Annotated in this window: 16 protein-coding genes; 7 read left to right on the top strand and 9 right to left on the bottom strand. The window is 69.3% G+C overall.

Features of this window, described 5'->3' with window-relative positions; genetic code table 11:
- Positions 1-13 precede the first annotated feature (13 nt).
- Both ACLNEE_RS10610 and ACLNEE_RS10605 read left to right on the top strand, forming a co-directional pair.
- Positions 14-1,360 (top strand): S41 family peptidase, encoded by a 1,347-nt coding sequence (locus ACLNEE_RS10610; RefSeq protein WP_411421386.1) that lies wholly within the window; start codon positions 14-16, stop codon positions 1,358-1,360.
- Between the two features lie 19 nt (positions 1,361-1,379).
- Positions 1,380-1,637 carry a DUF6737 family protein gene (locus ACLNEE_RS10605; protein ID WP_411421387.1) on the top strand — a complete coding sequence of 86 codons (258 nt, stop codon included), beginning with the start codon at positions 1,380-1,382 and terminating at the stop codon, positions 1,635-1,637.
- Positions 1,638-1,693: 56 nt separating this feature from the next.
- On the opposite strand, the gene ACLNEE_RS10600 is transcribed toward ACLNEE_RS10605, so the two are convergent.
- Together ACLNEE_RS10600 and mfd are read right to left on the bottom strand one after the other, a co-directional pair.
- The gene (locus ACLNEE_RS10600) at positions 1,694-1,852 is read right to left on the bottom strand and encodes a hypothetical protein (protein ID WP_412007074.1); all 159 of its coding nucleotides are present in this window, start codon (positions 1,850-1,852) and stop codon (positions 1,694-1,696) included.
- A gap of 81 nt (positions 1,853-1,933) precedes the next feature.
- Complete coding sequence (mfd, locus tag ACLNEE_RS10595; RefSeq protein ID WP_411421389.1) at positions 1,934-5,524, bottom strand: transcription-repair coupling factor; 3,591 nt, start codon at positions 5,522-5,524, stop codon at positions 1,934-1,936.
- Between mfd and ACLNEE_RS10590 the strand changes: the two genes are divergently transcribed.
- Positions 5,523-6,479 carry a hypothetical protein gene (locus ACLNEE_RS10590; RefSeq protein WP_411421390.1) on the top strand — a complete coding sequence of 319 codons (957 nt, stop codon included), beginning with the start codon at positions 5,523-5,525 and terminating at the stop codon, positions 6,477-6,479. The two genes, mfd and ACLNEE_RS10590, sit on opposite strands and share 2 nt — an antisense overlap.
- Positions 6,480-6,512: 33 nt before the next feature.
- Here the strand turns inward: ACLNEE_RS10590 and ACLNEE_RS10585 are convergent, their stop codons facing one another.
- Positions 6,513-7,331 carry a hypothetical protein gene (locus tag ACLNEE_RS10585; protein WP_411421391.1) on the bottom strand — a complete coding sequence of 273 codons (819 nt, stop codon included), beginning with the start codon at positions 7,329-7,331 and terminating at the stop codon, positions 6,513-6,515.
- 18 nt (positions 7,332-7,349) lie between these two features.
- Here ACLNEE_RS10585 and ACLNEE_RS10580 point away from each other — a divergent pair, with 18 nt between their 5' ends.
- The 4 genes from ACLNEE_RS10580 (at position 7,350) to ACLNEE_RS10565 (ending at position 10,364) form a co-directional block, all read left to right on the top strand.
- Positions 7,350-8,186, top strand: a complete 837-nt coding sequence (locus tag ACLNEE_RS10580; RefSeq protein WP_412007073.1) for a TerC family protein — start codon at positions 7,350-7,352, stop codon at positions 8,184-8,186.
- Positions 8,187-8,200: 14 nt separating this feature from the next.
- Positions 8,201-8,554, top strand: a complete 354-nt coding sequence (locus tag ACLNEE_RS10575) for a DUF6464 family protein (RefSeq protein ID WP_411421393.1) — start codon at positions 8,201-8,203, stop codon at positions 8,552-8,554.
- 336 nt (positions 8,555-8,890) lie between these two features.
- Positions 8,891-10,165: a DEAD/DEAH box helicase gene (locus ACLNEE_RS10570; protein ID WP_411421394.1), complete on the top strand. Its 1,275-nt coding sequence runs from the start codon at positions 8,891-8,893 to the stop codon at positions 10,163-10,165.
- A gap of 19 nt (positions 10,166-10,184) precedes the next feature.
- On the top strand, positions 10,185-10,364 hold the full coding sequence (locus ACLNEE_RS10565) for a hypothetical protein (RefSeq protein ID WP_411421395.1): 180 nt from the start codon (positions 10,185-10,187) through the stop codon (positions 10,362-10,364).
- Positions 10,365-10,376: 12 nt separating this feature from the next.
- Here ACLNEE_RS10565 and ACLNEE_RS10560 read toward each other — a convergent pair whose 3' ends face one another.
- The 6 genes from ACLNEE_RS10560 to ACLNEE_RS10535 all read right to left on the bottom strand — a co-directional run bounded on the left by ACLNEE_RS10560 (position 10,377) and on the right by ACLNEE_RS10535 (position 16,522).
- Positions 10,377-10,685, bottom strand: a complete 309-nt coding sequence (locus tag ACLNEE_RS10560; protein WP_411421396.1) for a hypothetical protein — start codon at positions 10,683-10,685, stop codon at positions 10,377-10,379.
- Between the two features lie 102 nt (positions 10,686-10,787).
- Entirely contained in the window at positions 10,788-11,837 is a 1,050-nt protein-coding gene (gene fmt, locus ACLNEE_RS10555; protein WP_411421397.1) for a methionyl-tRNA formyltransferase, read from the bottom strand.
- 19 nt (positions 11,838-11,856) lie between these two features.
- Complete coding sequence (locus ACLNEE_RS10550) at positions 11,857-13,254, bottom strand: TldD/PmbA family protein (RefSeq protein WP_411421398.1); 1,398 nt, start codon at positions 13,252-13,254, stop codon at positions 11,857-11,859.
- Between the two features lie 2 nt (positions 13,255-13,256).
- Positions 13,257-14,696: a TldD/PmbA family protein gene (locus tag ACLNEE_RS10545; RefSeq protein WP_411421491.1), complete on the bottom strand. Its 1,440-nt coding sequence runs from the start codon at positions 14,694-14,696 to the stop codon at positions 13,257-13,259.
- A 186-nt stretch (positions 14,697-14,882) separates the two neighbouring features.
- Entirely contained in the window at positions 14,883-16,004 is a 1,122-nt protein-coding gene (acsF, locus tag ACLNEE_RS10540; RefSeq protein ID WP_411421399.1) for a magnesium-protoporphyrin IX monomethyl ester (oxidative) cyclase, read from the bottom strand.
- An 80-nt stretch (positions 16,005-16,084) separates the two neighbouring features.
- Positions 16,085-16,522, bottom strand: coding sequence for a DUF2996 domain-containing protein (locus tag ACLNEE_RS10535; protein WP_411421400.1), 438 nt, complete (start codon positions 16,520-16,522; stop codon positions 16,085-16,087).
- Between the last annotated feature and the right edge of the window lie 59 nt (positions 16,523-16,581).

Genomic DNA, 16,581 nt, shown 5'->3' with positions numbered 1-16,581 from the left:
AAGGCTCTACGAGATGGGCAGCGCACGCACCAGCCTGATCGTGCTGGTCGGACTTGGTGCCTGCGCAGCCACGGCGGTCGTGGCGCGCGAGGCGGTCACGCCCCCCGGGGGGACCAGCCGCATCACCGACAGTCCGAAGGAGGTGATCGACCAGACCTGGCAGATCGTCTTCCGTGACTATCTGGACATCAACGGCAAGTACACCCCGGATCAGTGGCGCAAGTTGCGCAAAGACGTGCTCGCCAAGAGTTACGACACCCCCAAGGATGCCTACGAGGCCATCCGCGGCATGCTCGGCACCCTGGATGACCCGTACACCCGTTTCCTGGATCCGCGCGAATTCAAGGAGATGCAGATCGACACCTCCGGGGAGCTCTCCGGGGTGGGAATCCAGCTGAGTCTCGACAAGGACACCAAGGACCTGGTCGTGGTGGCCCCCATCGAGGGATCGCCGGCCTCCCGGGCCGGGGTGCAGCCCAAGGATGTGATCACCGCCATCGACGGGAAGAGCACCAAGGGGATGAGCACCGAGGATGCGGTCAAGCTCATCCGCGGCCAGGCCGGCACCACGGTGACGCTCACCCTGCGCCGCAAGTCCCAGGTCCTGGAACTCCCGCTGGTGCGAGACCGGATTGAACTCCATGCGGTCGACCACCAGATCAACGCCACCCCTGATGGGGTGAAGGTGGGCTACATCCGTCTCAAGCAGTTCAACGCCAACGCCACCAAGGACATGCGCCTGGCGGTGAGGGATCTGGAGGAGAAGGGCGCCCAGGGCTATGTGCTCGACCTGCGCAGCAATCCCGGCGGCCTGCTGGGCGCCAGTGTGGAGATTGCCCGCCAGTGGCTCAATGAGGGCACGATCGTGTCCACCAAGACCCGCAACGGCATCACCGATGTCAAGCGGGCCACCGGCCGCGCCCTCACGGACAAACCGCTGGTGGTGCTGGTGAACGAGGGCTCGGCCAGCGCCAGTGAGATTCTCTCCGGTGCCCTGCAGGACAACAAGCGCGCCGTGCTGGTCGGTCAGAAGACCTTCGGCAAGGGCCTCGTGCAGTCCGTACGTGGCCTCTCGGATGGTTCCGGCATGACCGTGACCATCGCCAAGTACCTCACCCCCCGGGGCCGGGACATCCACAAGCACGGGATCGATCCCGACGTGCCCGCCAAGATGACGGAGCAGGAGGCCCAGCGCCTGCGCCTGGAGGACCTGGGTACGGCCAAGGACACCCAGTACCGCGTGGCCGAATCGACCCTGCGCAAGCGTCTTCAGGCGACCAACACCGTGGGTCGCTCCTACAACCCCGCCAGCACGAACCTGCCGGCCGCCCTGGGCGCCTCGGCCCGGCCGTCCAACTGACGCCTCGGCCGCCTCTGACGTGCTGACCAAATCGGAGACGACCCCTGCGCAGGCCGGCCCCTCGATCTGGGCCTCGAAGCCCTGGTGGTGTCAGCCCTGGAGCATCGTGCTCACCGGCATGGCCGTTCCCACGGCGAGCTGGGTGACCCTGCACCGCTGGTGGATCACCGTGCCTCTGGCGGTTGGCGTGCTGCTCTGGTGGTGGCTGTTTCTGTTGGTCGTGCCGGCGGCCTACCGGCGGGGCGAACTCGAACCACAGGAAGGTCCACCGGCCTGATGCACGGGTGCCTGATGGAAGGGTTCCCGGCCTCTGGAACGGCTGATCCGGTCGGCTCAGGCGACGGGCTGCATCAGGCCGCCACCCGGATGGGAGTCGTCGTCGTCGTTGTTTTCACCGGGGGTGCTGAGCAGGGCGTAGAGACCCAGGACGAGGCAGCTCAGGACCATGCCGATCAGGCCGATATCCGAAGAGAGGCCGGCTCCTGTCGTCATCACCTCACCCATGCCGGCCCGTTCATAAAACTCTCAGGATCGTAACGAAGGTTTGCGCTCTTTGGGGGCGCTCCGGCGGCATCAGACCGTCAGCACCGCCTCGTTCTGGGCTGAGGCCTGCTCCGCCCGCTGGGCATCGGTGAGGCCATCGCTGCCGGGGATCTGCTCGGCCATGGCCTTGAGCCAGGTCATCAGCTCCTCCACCTGCTTCTCCATCGGCAGCACCGCCAGGCCCCGGGCCAGCACCTTGGCGGTGCTGCCCGCTCCGGCCTGGTACACGAGCCTGCCGTGCAGATGCTGGGGCAATCCCTGGCGCAGCAGCCGGAAGGCCGGTTCCTCCATCGGCGTCTCCAGGGCGATGTTGGGTTTCTCGGGCTTGATGCGCGAGAAGCCGCAGCGCCTGGCCAGCAGCTTCAGCTCCATCAGCTGCAGCAGGGAGATCACCGGTGCGGGGATGGCCCCGTAGCGGTCCACCCAGCCGGTGGCCAGCTCCAGCAGCGCCACGGAGCTGTCGCAGTCGGCGGCTGCCCGGTAGGCGGCCATCTTCTCGTCGTTTTCGGTGATCCAGTCGCCGGGGATGAAGGCCGTGATCGGCAGGTCGATCTGGGTGTCGTCGACCGCCGGGATGTCCTGACCCTGGATCTCGGCGAGCGATTCCTGCAGCATCTCCATGTAGAGGTCGAAGCCGATGGCCTCCATCTGGCCGCTCTGCTCCACCCCCAGCAGGTTGCCCACGCCGCGGATCTCCATGTCGCGCATGGCCAGCTGGTAGCCGCTGCCCAGCTGGGCGAATTCCTGGATGGCCCGCAGCCGCTGCCGCGCCGCCTCGCTCAGGGAGGCATCACCGGGATAGAACAGCCAGGCATGGGCCTGGATGCCGCTGCGGCCCACCCGGCCGCGCAGCTGGTAGAGCTGGGCCAGGCCGAACCTGTGGGCGTCCTCGATCAGGATCGTGTTGACCCGCGGGATGTCCAGGCCGCTCTCCACGATCGTGGTGCAGAGCATCAGATCGGCTTCGCCGGCATTGAAGGCCACCATGGCGCTCTCCAGCTCCCCCTCGGCCATCTGGCCGTGGGCCACCAGCAGCCGCAGGCCGGGGATCATCAGCCGCAGTCCCTCGGCCACCTCCTCGATGCCCTCCACCCGCGGCACCACGTAGAAGATCTGGCCGCCGCGGTCGAGCTCCTGGCGGATGGCGCTGCGCACCGCCTCCTCATCCAGGGCGGCCAGGTGGGTCTTGATCGGGCGGCGCAGCGGCGGCGGCGTGGTGATCAGGCTCATCTCGCGCACGCCCGAGAGGCTCATGTACAGCGTGCGGGGGATCGGCGTGGCGCTGAGGGTGAGCACGTCCACGTCCTTGCGGAGCGCCTTGATCTTCTCCTTCTGGTTCACGCCGAAGCGCTGTTCCTCGTCCACCACCAGCAGGCCCAGCTGCTTGAACGTGGTGCTCTTGCCCAGCAGCTGGTGGGTGCCCACCACCACATCCACCGTGCCCGCCGCCAACCCCTCCTGGATCACCTTGCGTTCGCCGGCGGTGCGGAAGCGGTTCAGCAGGTTCACCTTCACCGGATAGGGGGCGAAACGCTCCGAGAGGGAGCGCCAGTGCTGCTGGGCCAGCACGGTGGTGGGGGCGAGCATCGCCACCTGTTTGCCCGCCGTCACGGCCTTGAAGATGGCGCGGATCGCCACTTCGGTCTTGCCGAAACCCACATCGCCGCACACCAGCCGGTCCATCGGCTGGGGCCGCTCCATGTCGCGCTTCACCTCGGCGATCGCCTTCACCTGATCCGGGGTGGGCTCGTAGGGGAAGGAGTCCTCCAGCTCGTTCTGCCAGGGGCCGTCGGGGGGGAACGGGAAGCCAGGAGCCTGGTGACGCTCCGCATAGAGCTTGACCAGATCGAGCGCCACCTTGCGCACCGCCTTGCGGGCCCGCTCCTTGGCCTTGCTCCAGGCCGTGCCGCCCATCCGGTTGAGGTCCGGCGGGTTGTCGCTGGTGGCGCGGTAGCGGCCCAGGCTGCCGAGCTGGTCGGCGGCGACCCGCAGCAGCCCATCGGCGTACTGGACCACCAGGTAGTCGCGCTCCTCGCCGCCGATGGCCAGCTTCTCGAGCTTGAGGAAGCGGCCGATGCCGTGGTTGCGGTGCACCACGAAGTCGCCCGGCTGCATCTTGTTGGGATCCACCGTGCGGCTGGCGGCCTTGCGGCGGCGGCGCACGTAGCCGGTGGCGGCCAGGGCGTGCTGGCCGAAGAACTCCCGATCGGTGATCAGCACCAGCTTCCAGGCCGGCAGCTGCAGGCCCTCCAGCTCGGCGGTGCCCCGGGTTTTCAGGGCCACCGGGGTGTTCTGCTCGATCAGCCGCTCGATCGCCGGGGTGTCGGCCGGGTTCGGCACGAAGCGGGTGATGCAGTCGTGCTCCTCGAGCAGGGCCACCGCCCGGGACGGCTGGGCGGAGAGCAGCCACACCCGCGCCTTCTCCTGCTGGAACCCCTTGATCAGGGAGGCCAGCTTGCCGAAGGCGTTCGGGTGGGCCGGCACCGAGCGGGACGCCAGATCGAAGCTGTTCGGATGGCTGTCGCTCTCGTGCAGTTCGGCCAGATCGAAGCCCGCCAGGGCCGTGGCATCGGCCAGAGCGCTCTCGGGGGAGCGGTGCAGCTGTCCGGGGAGCAGGGAGGCGGCCGCCGTGGCATCGCCGTGGCCGAGGCGTCGGGCCAGCTCGGCGCAGACATCGCCATGGTGCTCGCTGGCATGCTCGAACCACTGCTGGCCATGGGCCAGACAGTGGCGCCGTTCATCGATGGCGATGAGGGTGTTCTCGGGGAGGTAATCCAGCAGGGAGGCCGGCCGGGACCAGGCGAGTCCCATCAGGCGGCGCATGCCCTCCGGCGTTCCCCCTTCGAGCAGCTCCTCGGTGGCCTCCGGGCTGAGCAGATGCTCGAGACCCTCCGGGATCACCTCCCGCAGGGCGGCGGCGATCAGCGGGCCGTACCCGGTGGGCGTCAGGCGCACCACCTCGGTGGGGTCGAGCGAACGCTGGCTGGTCGGATCGAATTCGCGCAGCTTCTCGAGGTCCTCGCCGAAGAACTCCAGCCGCACCGGCAGTTCGGCGCTCACCGGGAACACATCGACGATGTCGCCCCGCCGGCTCCAGGTGCCCTCCTGGTCAATCGTCGGCACCCGCTGATACCCCAGCCGGGTGAGCGTGTCGCCGAGGCTGTCGAGGTCGAGGCGCTGGCCTTTGCGCAGGCTCAGGCAGCGGGCCCTGAGCGTGTCGGGTGGAGGCAGATGGGGCTGCAGGGCCCGTTCCGTGGCCACGATCGCCATGCGTGCGGGGCCCGGGTCCAGCAGCTCGCCGAGCACCTGCAGCTGGCCCCAGGTGATCTCACTGGTGGGGTCGAAGGGCTCGTAGGGGCTGCCCTCGCTGGTGGGATAGAGCTGGCTGCTGTTCCAGCCCATCAACTCGAGCAGAGCAGCCCAGCGCCCGGCCTCCTCCAGGGTGGGCACCACGACCAGCAGCGGAGCCTCGGCCACCCCAGCCAGGGCACTGCTGATCAGGGCCCGGGTCGCCCGTCCCGCGCCGCTGAGCCTCAGCCGCTCCGGGCGTCGGATCCGCTCGAGAACCTCCCCGGTCAGGGGCACCTGCTGCAGCTGACGCACCAGGGCGGAGAGGGGCATGGCGACGGTTCCAGCGATCCCCGATCTTGCCAACCGGCACCACCGCGATGCAGTCCCTGGTCAGAATGGGCAGGTGGCGCGCTACGTCTGCCCCTACTGCCGTCCCCGGCCGCTGGCGATGCTGCGCCGGCCCGATGGGATCTGGATCTGCGCCCGCTGCGGCGATCCGCTGCAGCGGCTACCGGCGGTCCGCCCTCTGCCGGCCCTGGCCGGCCTGCTGGTGGCCCTGGGCCTGGGGGTGGCCTTTCTGCCCTGGCGGCGCTCCCTGCCCCTTCCGCCGGCCCCCGCCCTGCAGGAGCTGCTCCAGCCGCCGCCGGAGGCCCTCGCCGCCCTCTCGGCCCCCGGCGGGCTGGAGGGCATCGACGAAGGCAACCTGCTGCAGCAACTCGAGGTGGCCGATGCGGCCTGGACCCCCCGCGTCGAGCTGCTGCCGGATGGCCGCACCCGCTACCACTACCAACGGCATGCGGGGGAGCCCCGCCTCTCCCTGAGTGAGATCCGCCAGCGGATCGCCGACCCCCCCAGCTTCCGACTGGAACAGGCTGCCATCAGCCAGCTTCTGGCGGTTCTGGGCCGGGCCGGGGTGCGTATCCAGCTGGTCCAGCCCCGCAAGCAGGGGGCCGCAGCCGAGTGGGACCCCGGTTCGCGGACCCTGCGCATCAAGCCGCGGGTGGTGGCCAGCGGCAGCCGCGAGTTCGCCCGGGTCCTGAACCATGAGGCCATCCATGTGGCCCAGAGCTGCAGCCGAGGGCATCTGCGCGCCATGCCCAGGCCGCTGGGACTGTCCCAGCAGCTTCCGGTCCATCTGGCGGGTGTCCTGCGGGAGTCGGTGTACCGCCAGGCCTCGCCCCAGGTGCAGTTGCTGGAGCGGGAGGCCTATGCGAACCAGCACCGCCTCGGGTTCGGCGCCGACCTGGTGGGTCGGCACTGCCGCTTGCGGGGAGCTGGGGCCTGAGGCCTGGCCGGAATCCGGCCCGCCGGGATGTGATCAGGGCCCTGCGGCAGGCCCGTGCATCGCGGCAGGCCCGTCCATCCCGGCAGGGCCGTCCTTGTCGGCAGAGCCGTTCATCAGGGCCTCTTCCAGGAGCATGTTGAACTGCAGCAGCTGGGTGTCGCTGAGCTGCTGACGACTGGTGAGCGAAAAGTGCTGTTCCAGGCACTGCCTGCCGCGGGCGGCATCCCAGCCGAGCTGACCCAGCAGCTGGTCGCACTGGGCCAGCAGGTCCCGGCGTCGCAGGGGCACAGGGGCACTCTCCGGGTGACTGTCCGGCGGCAGGGCCCGGAGGGCCTGCAGGTAGGCCTGCAGGTCGGCGTAGGTCGTGAGTCTGTGGCGGCTCGGATGGCCGAAGGCCCGCTCGAGGTAGGCCCCCTCCTGCTCCCGTTGCCAACCCAGGCCCCGCAGCAGCAGGTCGATCTCGGCCAGCTCACTGCTCCAGTCCTCGGGATCGGCCGGCGGCTCCAGTCCGCGCTCGGCCGCCGGCATCGCCCGTGCCGGACTGGTGGCAGGGGATTCGGCCGGTGCCGATGGAGGGGCCGCAGTGGCCGATGGGGCCGATGGGGCCGATGGGGAGGGGGCCGGTGCCGATGGAGAGGCGGCCGGGGGCAGGGGTGCCGGTGGTGGGGCCGGGGGACGCTGCGGCGGATGGCCCAGCCGCCGCTGCAGCCGTTCGAGGGCCCGGTCTTCCGCCTCCTCCGCCGTGGCGGCTTCGCCGAGGGCGCTCCCCAGCAGCGCTCCGGCCTGGTGCGCTGACACCTCCACCACGCGGGATCCGGATTCGGCGTGCACCAGGCGGGCCTGCAGCTGCATGGGGCACTCGAGGCTGGGTTGGCACTTCCTACAGTGCAGCCTCCGCTGGCCCCGATGGAAGCCGAGTCGATTCAGAGCCTGACCCCGCTGTTGCGCGAGGTCGACCAGTGGCATGAGCTGCTGCTGCTGCTGCCCCTGCTGGTGGCTCTCGAGGCCGTTTTATCCGCTGACAACGCCATTGCCCTGGCGGCCATTTCCAGGCGCCTGCATGACCGGGCTCGCCAGGAGACGGCTCTCAACCTCGGCCTGCTGCTGGCCCTGGTGTTTCGCCTCGGCCTGATCCTGGCCGCCGAGTGGGTGCTGGATTTCTGGCCCCTGGAATTGCTGGCGGCGGGCTATCTGCTCTGGCTGTGCGGGCGCCATCTGGTCACCGTGTTCCAGGAGGGCGAAGACGTCGAGGACGATGGGGCCGACATGGCGAGCACCCTGGCGGCCGGAGCGGCTGTGGCGGATGGTCACGAGACGCACCACCATCACCACCACCACGCCACCGCCAGCCTGGGGAGCGTTGTGGCCACCCTCGCCGTGACGGATCTGGCGTTCTCGATCGACAGCGTCGCCACGGCGGTGGCGGTGAGTGATCGTCTGGCTCTGGTGATGGCTGGAGGGGTGATCGGCGTGATTGCCCTGAGATTGACGGCCGAGTTGTTCATCCGCTGGCTGGAGATCTTCCGCCATCTCGAAACCGCCGGCTATCTGGCCGTGGGTCTGGTGGGCGTGCGGCTGCTGTTTCGCTTGGCACTGCCTGAGCTGGTGCCCCCCGAATGGGCCCTGCTGCTGGTGGTGGCATGCCTCTTCCTATGGGGATTTTCGGTGCGGAACGCTCCCCGCGATCCCCTGGCCCCGGCCGACTGAGGGGAGAGGCGGGGATGCGGGTGGAACTGCGCCAGATCGGCAATGACCGGCTGCTCGAGACCCTCGAGGTGGAGGCCCTGGCCGAGGTGCCCCAGCCGGGTCGCTGGCTGGAACTGGGCAGCCGCAGTTTTCTCGTGCTGCAGCGCCGCCACCGCTATCAGCTGCGGCGCGGCCGCTACGAGCTGGTGGCGGTGGCCCTGCAGGTGAAGGTGGAGGCCAGGCCCGTCGATGCGCGGCGCTGGGGTCATGGCTGGGTGATCGGTGATCCCCGCTGCCGCTTCAATGCCCGCAGTCCCCTGCTGCGCTGCGCCGTGCTCCCGGATGGTCCCTGCGAGCAGTGCGCCCACTTCTCCCCCGGCATCGGCTGATCCCGCCCCCGACGCTCCGAGCCGGGGGCGACGGACGATCGCCTCGCTCCCCCTGCCGATCCCGCCAGCGCCGAGGCTGAACGTCTGGACGTGCCGGCGATGGCACGGTGGCTCCAACGGCGGCCCAGGCGAGCCGGCGGGCTGGCAGGGCCGCCCGTAGGGTGAAGGCACGATCGCGCCCCTCTTTCCCCCATCGCTCCTTCCTCCCGTTCCGCCGCCTCCCCAGCCGCCAGTCAATCCAGCGCTGAGGCCCTCCCCCTCGCGGCGCCCGCCTCCGGCGGAGAGGGCGGCCCCGGGTTCGCCGATCTGGGTCTGGGGCTGCCCATCCTCAAGGCCGTGAGCGAGAAGGGCTACACGACCCCCTCGCCGATCCAGCAGCAATGCATTCCCACCGTGCTGGCCGGCCATGACGTGATGGCGGCGGCCCAGACAGGCACCGGCAAGACCGCCGGGTTCACCTTGCCGATGCTGGAGCGGTTGCGCCACGGACCCCATGCCCGGGGAGGGGTGGTGCGCGCCCTTGTGCTCACCCCGACACGGGAGCTGGCCGCCCAGGTGGCCGACAACGTGGCGGCCTATGGGCGTTACCTCGACCTCCGCAGCGACGTGGTGTTCGGCGGCGTGAAGGTCAACCCCCAGATCCACCGGCTGAGGGCCGGAGCCGACATCCTCGTGGCCACGCCGGGGCGGCTGCTCGATCTGCAGCAGCAGGGGGCCCTCCGACTCGATCGCGTCGAGATCCTCGTGCTCGATGAAGCCGATCGGATGCTCGACATGGGCTTCATCCGCGACATCCAGAAGTTGATCGCCCTGATGCCTCCGAAGCGCCAGAACCTGCTCTTCTCGGCCACCTTCAGTCCGTCGATCCGCAAGCTGGCCCACGGGCTGCTGCATCAGCCCGTGCAGCTGCAGGCCACACCGGAGAACCGCACGGCTGCCACCGTGGAGCACCTGCTCCACCCCTGCGACATGGCCCGCAAGCCGGAGTTGCTCTCCCACCTGATCGCCGGCAACGACTGGCAGCAGGTGCTGGTGTTCGCCCGCACCAAGCATGGGGCGAACCGCATGGCCGAGCGGCTCTGCCAGGAGGGCATGGTGGCCGCGGCCATCCACGGCAACAAGAGCCAGGGCGCCCGCACGCGGGCCCTGGCAGGGTTCAAGAGCGGTGAGGTGCGGGTCCTGGTGGCCACGGACCTGGCGGCGCGGGGCATCGACATCCACCAGCTGCCCCACGTGATCAACCTCGATCTGCCGAACCAGGCCGAGGACTACGTCCACCGGATCGGCCGCACCGGCCGCGCCGGCCACCCCGGCCATGCCATCTCCCTGGTGGCGGCGGAGGAATGCGAGCTGCTGCGCGCCATCGAACAGCTGATCGGCACCCGTCTTCCCAGTGAGGAGGTGCCGGGCTTCGAACCCACCGTGCTGCGCGCTCCCCCCCTGGATCTCAGCGGCGGTCGCGGCGGGCGGCGACCGGGGGACGCCCGCCGGAGTGGCGGTCGCGACGCCGGGCGGCAGGGGGCGGGTGGACGGCGGGCCGGCGCTGCTCCCGCTGTGTCCGCAAATGGCAGCAAACGACACAACCGGGGACGCGGGCCTCGGCTCGGATAGGGCCGCAACGACTTTCCCCATGCCCTACGAGCCCGGATCCCCTGAATGCCGCGTGCTGATCGACTGCAAGAGCCAGATCGAGTCGATGCTGCTGGCCCTGGATCGCATCGAGAACAGTGCCCACATCCGTGACCAGCTCAGATCCGTCCACAACCAGCTGGAGGGCCTGCACGCGCTGTACCGGCGGTCCAGCCCCTAGCCGAACCGGCTCCTAGGCCGTGCGGGTGGCGCTGTCCGAGCTGGCGAGAAGCTCCAGCTCCTTGCACAGGCCGTAGGCGCAGGCGAGGGTGGGTGCCTGTCTCGGCACCTCCGGGAACTGTTCATGCCGCACCACGTAGTGGCCGGAGGTCTGGCGGAAGATCCGGCAGCCTTCGCCGCCATCGGCCACGTAGGACAGTTCGGTGACCCAGCCCTCCGGCGATGGGGCCCGCTCCCCCGGACCCCTGGACTCCGGTTTCTTCCGGGCCGCGGAACCTGTTGAGGCGGCCTTGAAGTACCAGTTGAAGGAACCGATGGCCATGGGTCCACTCCCAGCACTTGCTCCAATCTGACCCCGCGATCAGGTGGCGCTCATGTCAGGGGACCCTGACCACACACAACTTATCGATGGGTTCCCGCCGCTTCAGGCCCCCGCCAGCTCGGAGAGATTCCCTGCCCCCTGACCGAGCTGATCCCCTGGACGTGCGTCGAGCTGCTGGATCAGCCCCTGGCCGCTGCAGGCCCGTTTGCCCTCCAGCTGGGCTTCGCGGATCAGCAGCGGGCAGCCACTGCTGGCCACCACCAGACCGCTGCGGCTGTCCAGGGCCAGCACGGTCCCCGCTGCGCCGCTGCCGCTGGGCCAGCGACCGCACAGTTCAGCGCCTTCCGCCGAGAGCTGCTCACCCAGACGGGCCACGAGCGGTTCGGTGGCCAGCAGCTTGAGTCGACGACCCCGCCAGAGGGAGTGCGCAGCCGGATAGAGCCCCATCACCTGGCGGTGGATGGCCAGGGCCGGCCGGTTCCAGTCGATCAGGTAGTCCGCCTTGTCCAGCTGACGCGCGTAGGTCATGCCCTCCTGGCTCTGGGTGCGCACACCCAGCCGCTGCAGGCGTTCGGCTTCGGGCCCCGGCCCCACGGCGGCGATCGCCGCCATCGCTTCCACCAGCAGTTCGCCCGTCAGGTGGGAGAGGCGGCGGGCGAGCTGGTGGGCGTTCTCCAGCAGACCGATCGGGATGCGTCGCTCCAGCAGCACCGGACCGGTGTCCAGGCCGGCCTCCATGGCCATGATCCCGACGCCGGTTTCTCGGTCGCCTTCCAGCAGGCTCCATTGGATCGGCCCGGCCCCGCGCCAGCGCGGCAGGAGGGAGCCGTGGCCGTTCCAGCAGCCGAGGGGTGGCTGGGCCAGCACATCCGGGGGAAGGATCTGGCCGAACGCCACCACCACGTAGACATCCGCTCCCAGCCGGGCGAGGGCGGCCTGGCACTCGGGTTCGCGGCGGATGCGCTCCGGGGTGAACACGGGCAGCTGCAGCTCCACGGCCCGTTGCTTGACCGGTGAGGGCACGAGCTGGTTGCCTCGCCCGCGGCGTCGATCCGGTTGGGTCACCACCCCCACCAGGGTGTGGCCCGCCGCCACCAGGGCATCCAGGCTCGGGACCGCGTAGGCGGGGGTGCCCCAGAACAGGATCCGCATCGCCCCGTCCCGGCCCCCCTCAGGCTTCGCCGGTGACAGAGAGACCTTCCACCCACACCAGCGGGCAGAGGCCATCCGGCGTCAGCTTGGCTTCGCCCTCGAAGCCGATGATGCCCTGCAGCACCTGCCGGATGTCGCCGGCCACGGTGGCAGCCTCGATTGATCGCGCCTCGCCGTTCTGGATGAGCCAGCCGTCGAAGGGAAGGGAGAAGGCCCCCTGGCTGGCCTTCACGCCGGCATGGAGAGCGGAGAGCGAATCAATCCACACCAGGGGTTGGTCGGCGCGGAACCGATCCAGTCCCTGCTGGCCGCCGCCACTGCCCGGGGTTGGGCCGATCTCGAACCAGTCCGGTCCCACGGACACCTTGGCGCCGAGCCCGGCGTGACCTGTGGGGGCGACACCGAAGGCCCGCGCCGTGGCCTCGGAGTGGAGGAAGCTCGTCAGCACCCCGCCCTCCACCAGGGTGAGCCGCCGGGTGGGGGTCCCCTCGCCATCGAAGGCGGAGGCCCCGATGTTGCCGGGATGCCGGCCGTTGTCGTGGATCGAGAGAAACGGCGCCGCCAGCTGCTCGCCCAGGGAGTCGCGGTGGCTCAGGCTCACCCCATCCAGCACCGCCCGGGCATTGAACACACTGCTGAAGGCGCCGACCAGATCGAGGAAGGCCTCCGGGCTGAACACACAGGTGTAGCGGCCGGTCGCGATCGGGGCGTAGTCCAGGTGGCTGATCGTGCGTTCCGCGGCCTCGTCGATGCAGCCCTGGATGTCCAGCTGGGAGGCGCCATGGGCCAGGCGGACGGCTCCGGCACTGCGGGGCTTGCGCCCGGTTTCCTCGGCCCGGGCGTAGAGGTAGAGGCTGGCTGTGGTGAGCTGCTGATGGCGGCAGGCCCCGGCGCTGTTCAGATAGAGGCGTTCACTGCTGCGCTGGGCCAGCCCGTTGTAGGGCACGGTGGCGAAGGCGCTGTGCCGGCCGAGCAGGGAGGCTTCCGCCTGCTTCAGCGTGTCCAGCAGCTGGAGGATCGGCTGCGGGGCATGGCGGGGCTGGTCCAGGGGCTCCAGCGGAGCCGTGGCCAGGGGGGAGAAGGCCGGAGTCTCGGCGGGATTGCCGAAGGCGCTGGCCCCATGGGCTCCGGCCAGGGCCTTGGCCAGGCCTTCCTCGGAGAGATCGGAGGTGCTGGTGATGCCCACCAGTCCGTCGCCGTTCCAGACGCGGATCGTGATCGCGCTGCGCTGGGCCCCCTTCATCTGCTTGGCCTCGCCGCGGTCCACCTGGACCGAGGTGTCGGTGCTGCAGGAGGCGCCCAGGTCCCATTGGCCGACCCCGTGCTGCCGGGCCAGGGTCTCCAGCCGCTCCCGCAGCTGGGGGCCATCGAGCCCGGGGGCCTGATCCGGCATGGTGCCGGCCGTTGCGGTGGCCATGGTCAGCGTCCCCCCACGGTGATCGAATCGACCTTGATGTGGGGCTGGCCCACGGTCACGAAGATGCTGCCACTCACGGAGCCGCAGAAGCCGGCCGCGAGGTCGAGGTCGTTGGCGCACATCGAGATGCGAGGCATCACCTCTCGGGCTTCGCCGATCAGGGTGGCCCCCTTGACCGGTTTGGTCAGCTGGCCGTTCTCGATCAGGTAACCCTCCTCGACTGCGAAGTTGAACTGTCCGGTGGGACCGACGCTGCCGCCTCCCATCGACTTGCAGTACAACCCTTGGTCCACCGAGGCGATGAGCTGCTCCGGCGTGTGGGGACCGGCGGCGATGTAGGTGTTGCGCATGCGACTGGCGGCCGCAAAGGTGTGGCTCTGGCGGCGGCCACTGCCGGTGCGGGCGTGGCCGGTGCGCAGTTCCCCGGCGCGGTCGCTGATGAAGCGCTGCAGCACCCCGTTCTCGATCAGCACCGTGCGCTGGGCCTCCATGCCCTCGTCGTCGATCGAGAGGGAGCCGAAGGCCCCATCGCTCAGCCCCTCATCAATCGCGGTGACGGCGCTGTGGGCAATCGGTTCGCCCACCTTGTCGGCAAACGGGGTGGTGCCCCGTTCCACCTGGGTGGTCTCCAGCAGATGGCCGCAGGCCTCATGGAAGATCACCCCCCCGAAGCGGTTGGCCAGCACCGCCGGCATCTGGCCGGCCTCCACATAGTCGGCGTAGAGCATGGTGGCGGCACTGGCGCAGACCTCCTGGGCACTGGCGTCGGCATCCCAGTGGCGCAGATCATCGGGACGGCCGGAGGTGCCGTAGCGACGTCCCAGCCCCGCCCGGTGGTCACCGTCGGCCACGAGCACGTTGAGGCCCAGGGATTGATGCAGCCGGATATCCCGCGCAAAGGTGCCATCGCTGGCGGCGACGAGAATCTCCTGCCAGTCGCGGGCGTAGCTGCCGCGGCGGACCTGCAGATGGCGGCCGTGCTGCTCCAGGCGCGCCGTGCCCTCCAGCAGTTTGCGTCCCGCCTCCGCCAGGGCAGGGCAGCGCTCGAGCCAGTCGGCCTTGGTGGTCCCGAAGTCCCGCAGGGCGGGCAGGCCGTCGAAGCCTGCACGGCCGTGCTGGAGGCGCTGCAGCCCCAGCATGCCGAGAGCCTGATCCAGCGCGGTCAGGAGGCCCCGCTCACTGAGGTCGTTGGTGCTCACGAAGCCGTCACGGTGGCCGAGGAAGACCCGGATGCCCGCGCCCATGCCGAAGGATGGGCTGACGCTGGTGATGCTGTCCTGTTCGGCCAGCAGGCCCAGGTGGTCGGTGCGCTCCAGAAAGACTTCCACCAGGTCGGCACCGGCGGCTCGGCCGGCAGCCAGGAGGGGCTCCAGCCGCGCCATCCAGGACTGGTCCAGGCGCTGCAGGCTGGGCGGAGCTGTCGACACGACCACGGTGTTCAAGGCGGTGTTGAGGGCAGTGTTCAGGGTGGCGTTGAGGGCGGTGACCCGGTCGCTGATCGGGGGGCGGGGAGAGCCGGGCTGAGGTCCGTCCGGAGGGGTCCTAGCCAAAAGGCCCCGGTTGCGGTGACCGGGGCCCTGGGGAGTGACCGCTGCAGGCGGTGGATGTCAGGGGAAGGGGCCTGCCGATCAGCGGACGGCGGGCTGGAACTCCTCGCTGCGGATGGGTTTCATCAGGAAGAGTGCGGCCATCTCGGCAGCATTGGCGATCCAGTAGGGGAGTTTGCGGATCGCCTTGAGCGGGGCCGGTGCTCTGCTGGCGTCGGCGCTGCTGAGCTTGGCGTTGTTCTCCACCAGCCGCTCCAGTCGGTCCCAGAATCTGGGGTTGCGGACGTCGAGAACCACGGGGAAGACCCTGGCGGAGGTCTCGTTGGTCTTGTCGATCACGTACTTGTCGTACGCGCGGGCATCGAGACCGAGGGCTTCGTAGAACTCCTTGCGGGCCACGTCGCGCACATACATGGTGGCGAACACGGCGAGCAGGAAAAAGCGGCACCAGAGCCTTGCCCGCAATCCCCGGACGGTGTCGGGCTGGGCCTTCATCAGGGCATCGAAGAAGTCGCCATGGCGGTTCTCGTCCTGGCACCAGTTTTCGAAGAAATTGAAGATCGGGAAGATCTTGCTCTCCGGGTTCTTCTCCAGGTGCCTGTAGATGGCGATGTAGCGCCAGTAGCCGATCTTTTCGCTCAGGTAGGTGGCGTAGAAGATGAATTTGGGCTTGAAGAAGGTGTAGGCCTTGTTGGCCGTCAGGAAGCCCAGGTCAAGCTGGAGGCCGAAGTCGCTCATCGACTTGTTGAGGAACCCGGCATGGCGGGCTTCGTCGCGGGCCATGTGGGCGAAGCACTCGGCCAGCAGAGGATTCTTGTCCTTGATGCGCCGGCTCAGCTCCTTGTAGAGCAGAAATCCGGAGAACTCGGAGGTGCAGCTCTGCTCCAGGAACTCGACGAAGACCTTGCGGGTTTCGGGATCGAGTTTGTCGGCGGCGCCCTCGAACTCCTCGTTGCGGACGAAGTGGTGGCGGTTGTAGTCCTTGCGGAACTCTTCGCAGATGGCTTCCAGTTCGACCTCGTTCGGCCGCAGGTCCATCGCGGCCATCGCGTCGAAGTCGGTTGTGTAGAACCGGGGCGTCAGGATGGTGTCCTTCACCGGGTCCTTGATCGCCGGGGAATCCGGGGTGCCGACCGGCTGGCCGGAGCTCTGGCCGGACGCAGGTGCGGCGACGGAATTGGCTACAGCGGTGGGTGGCACCATCAGGTGGAGCGGCACAGGGCGTGCCTGCATCGTAGGTGGCGCGAGTCCGAGCGGGGCGCGGATGTAACGCCGGCGCCCGCTCAGTTGGCCCCCAGCCACTTCTGGCCGTTGAGCCGCTGCACCAGGCGCGAGACCAGCAGCGCCAGGGTGATCTTCTTCTCGTCGATCAGGAAGGACTCCACCAGGCTGGGCTCGGCTCCCGCCTCAGCCACCAGCACGGTCTTCGGCGCGTTGAGGCTGGGGCTGGTGAAGCAGAGCCAGAAACGCCGTTCCCCCGGAAGAACGCCGACCACCATCGAGCAGGGGCTGCCGATCACCGGCATCGGCCCCTCACGGAAACTGAGGCTGGGTTCAGCACCGCCATAGCTCTGGATCTCCTTGACCAGGGCCGGGATCAGCAGCGAGGGGATGAACGTGTTGAAGGGGGTGTCTTCAGGGGCAGGAGGCTTGGCGGCCGGCTTGGCCGCGGCTTTGGCGGCCGCGCCAGCGGTCTCCGGAGACTTGGTGGATTCACTCACCGGACCTGGCCTCGATCGTCGTCTCGGCAGACTTTAGGTGGCTTCGATTCGGTGGTAGT

Source organism: Aphanothece stagnina RSMan2012, from assembly GCF_046764815.1.
In the GTDB taxonomy this organism is placed as follows: Bacteria; Cyanobacteriota; Cyanobacteriia; order PCC-6307; family Cyanobiaceae; genus NIES-981.
This window is presented reverse-complemented; position numbering and strand designations above follow the sequence as displayed.

Excerpts from the sequence above, each read along its gene's own strand:
- ACLNEE_RS10575 (WP_411421393.1), top strand. The coding sequence starts at position 8,201 with ATGCGGGTGGAACTGCGCCAGATCGGCAATGACCGGCTGCTCGAGACC.
- ACLNEE_RS10550 (WP_411421398.1), bottom strand. The coding sequence starts at position 13,254 with ATGGCCACCGCAACGGCCGGCACCATGCCGGATCAGGCCCCCGGGCTC.
- mfd (WP_411421389.1), bottom strand. The coding sequence starts at position 5,524 with ATGCCCCTCTCCGCCCTGGTGCGTCAGCTGCAGCAGGTGCCCCTGACC.
- ACLNEE_RS10600 (WP_412007074.1), bottom strand. The coding sequence starts at position 1,852 with ATGACGACAGGAGCCGGCCTCTCTTCGGATATCGGCCTGATCGGCATG.
- ACLNEE_RS10565 (WP_411421395.1), top strand. The coding sequence starts at position 10,185 with ATGCCCTACGAGCCCGGATCCCCTGAATGCCGCGTGCTGATCGACTGC.
- fmt (WP_411421397.1), bottom strand. The coding sequence starts at position 11,837 with ATGCGGATCCTGTTCTGGGGCACCCCCGCCTACGCGGTCCCGAGCCTG.
- ACLNEE_RS10590 (WP_411421390.1), top strand. The coding sequence starts at position 5,523 with ATGGCGACGGTTCCAGCGATCCCCGATCTTGCCAACCGGCACCACCGC.
- acsF (WP_411421399.1), bottom strand. The coding sequence starts at position 16,004 with ATGGTGCCACCCACCGCTGTAGCCAATTCCGTCGCCGCACCTGCGTCC.
- ACLNEE_RS10610 (WP_411421386.1), top strand. The coding sequence starts at position 14 with ATGGGCAGCGCACGCACCAGCCTGATCGTGCTGGTCGGACTTGGTGCC.
- ACLNEE_RS10585 (WP_411421391.1), bottom strand. The coding sequence starts at position 7,331 with ATGCAGCTGCAGGCCCGCCTGGTGCACGCCGAATCCGGATCCCGCGTG.
- ACLNEE_RS10560 (WP_411421396.1), bottom strand. The coding sequence starts at position 10,685 with ATGGCCATCGGTTCCTTCAACTGGTACTTCAAGGCCGCCTCAACAGGT.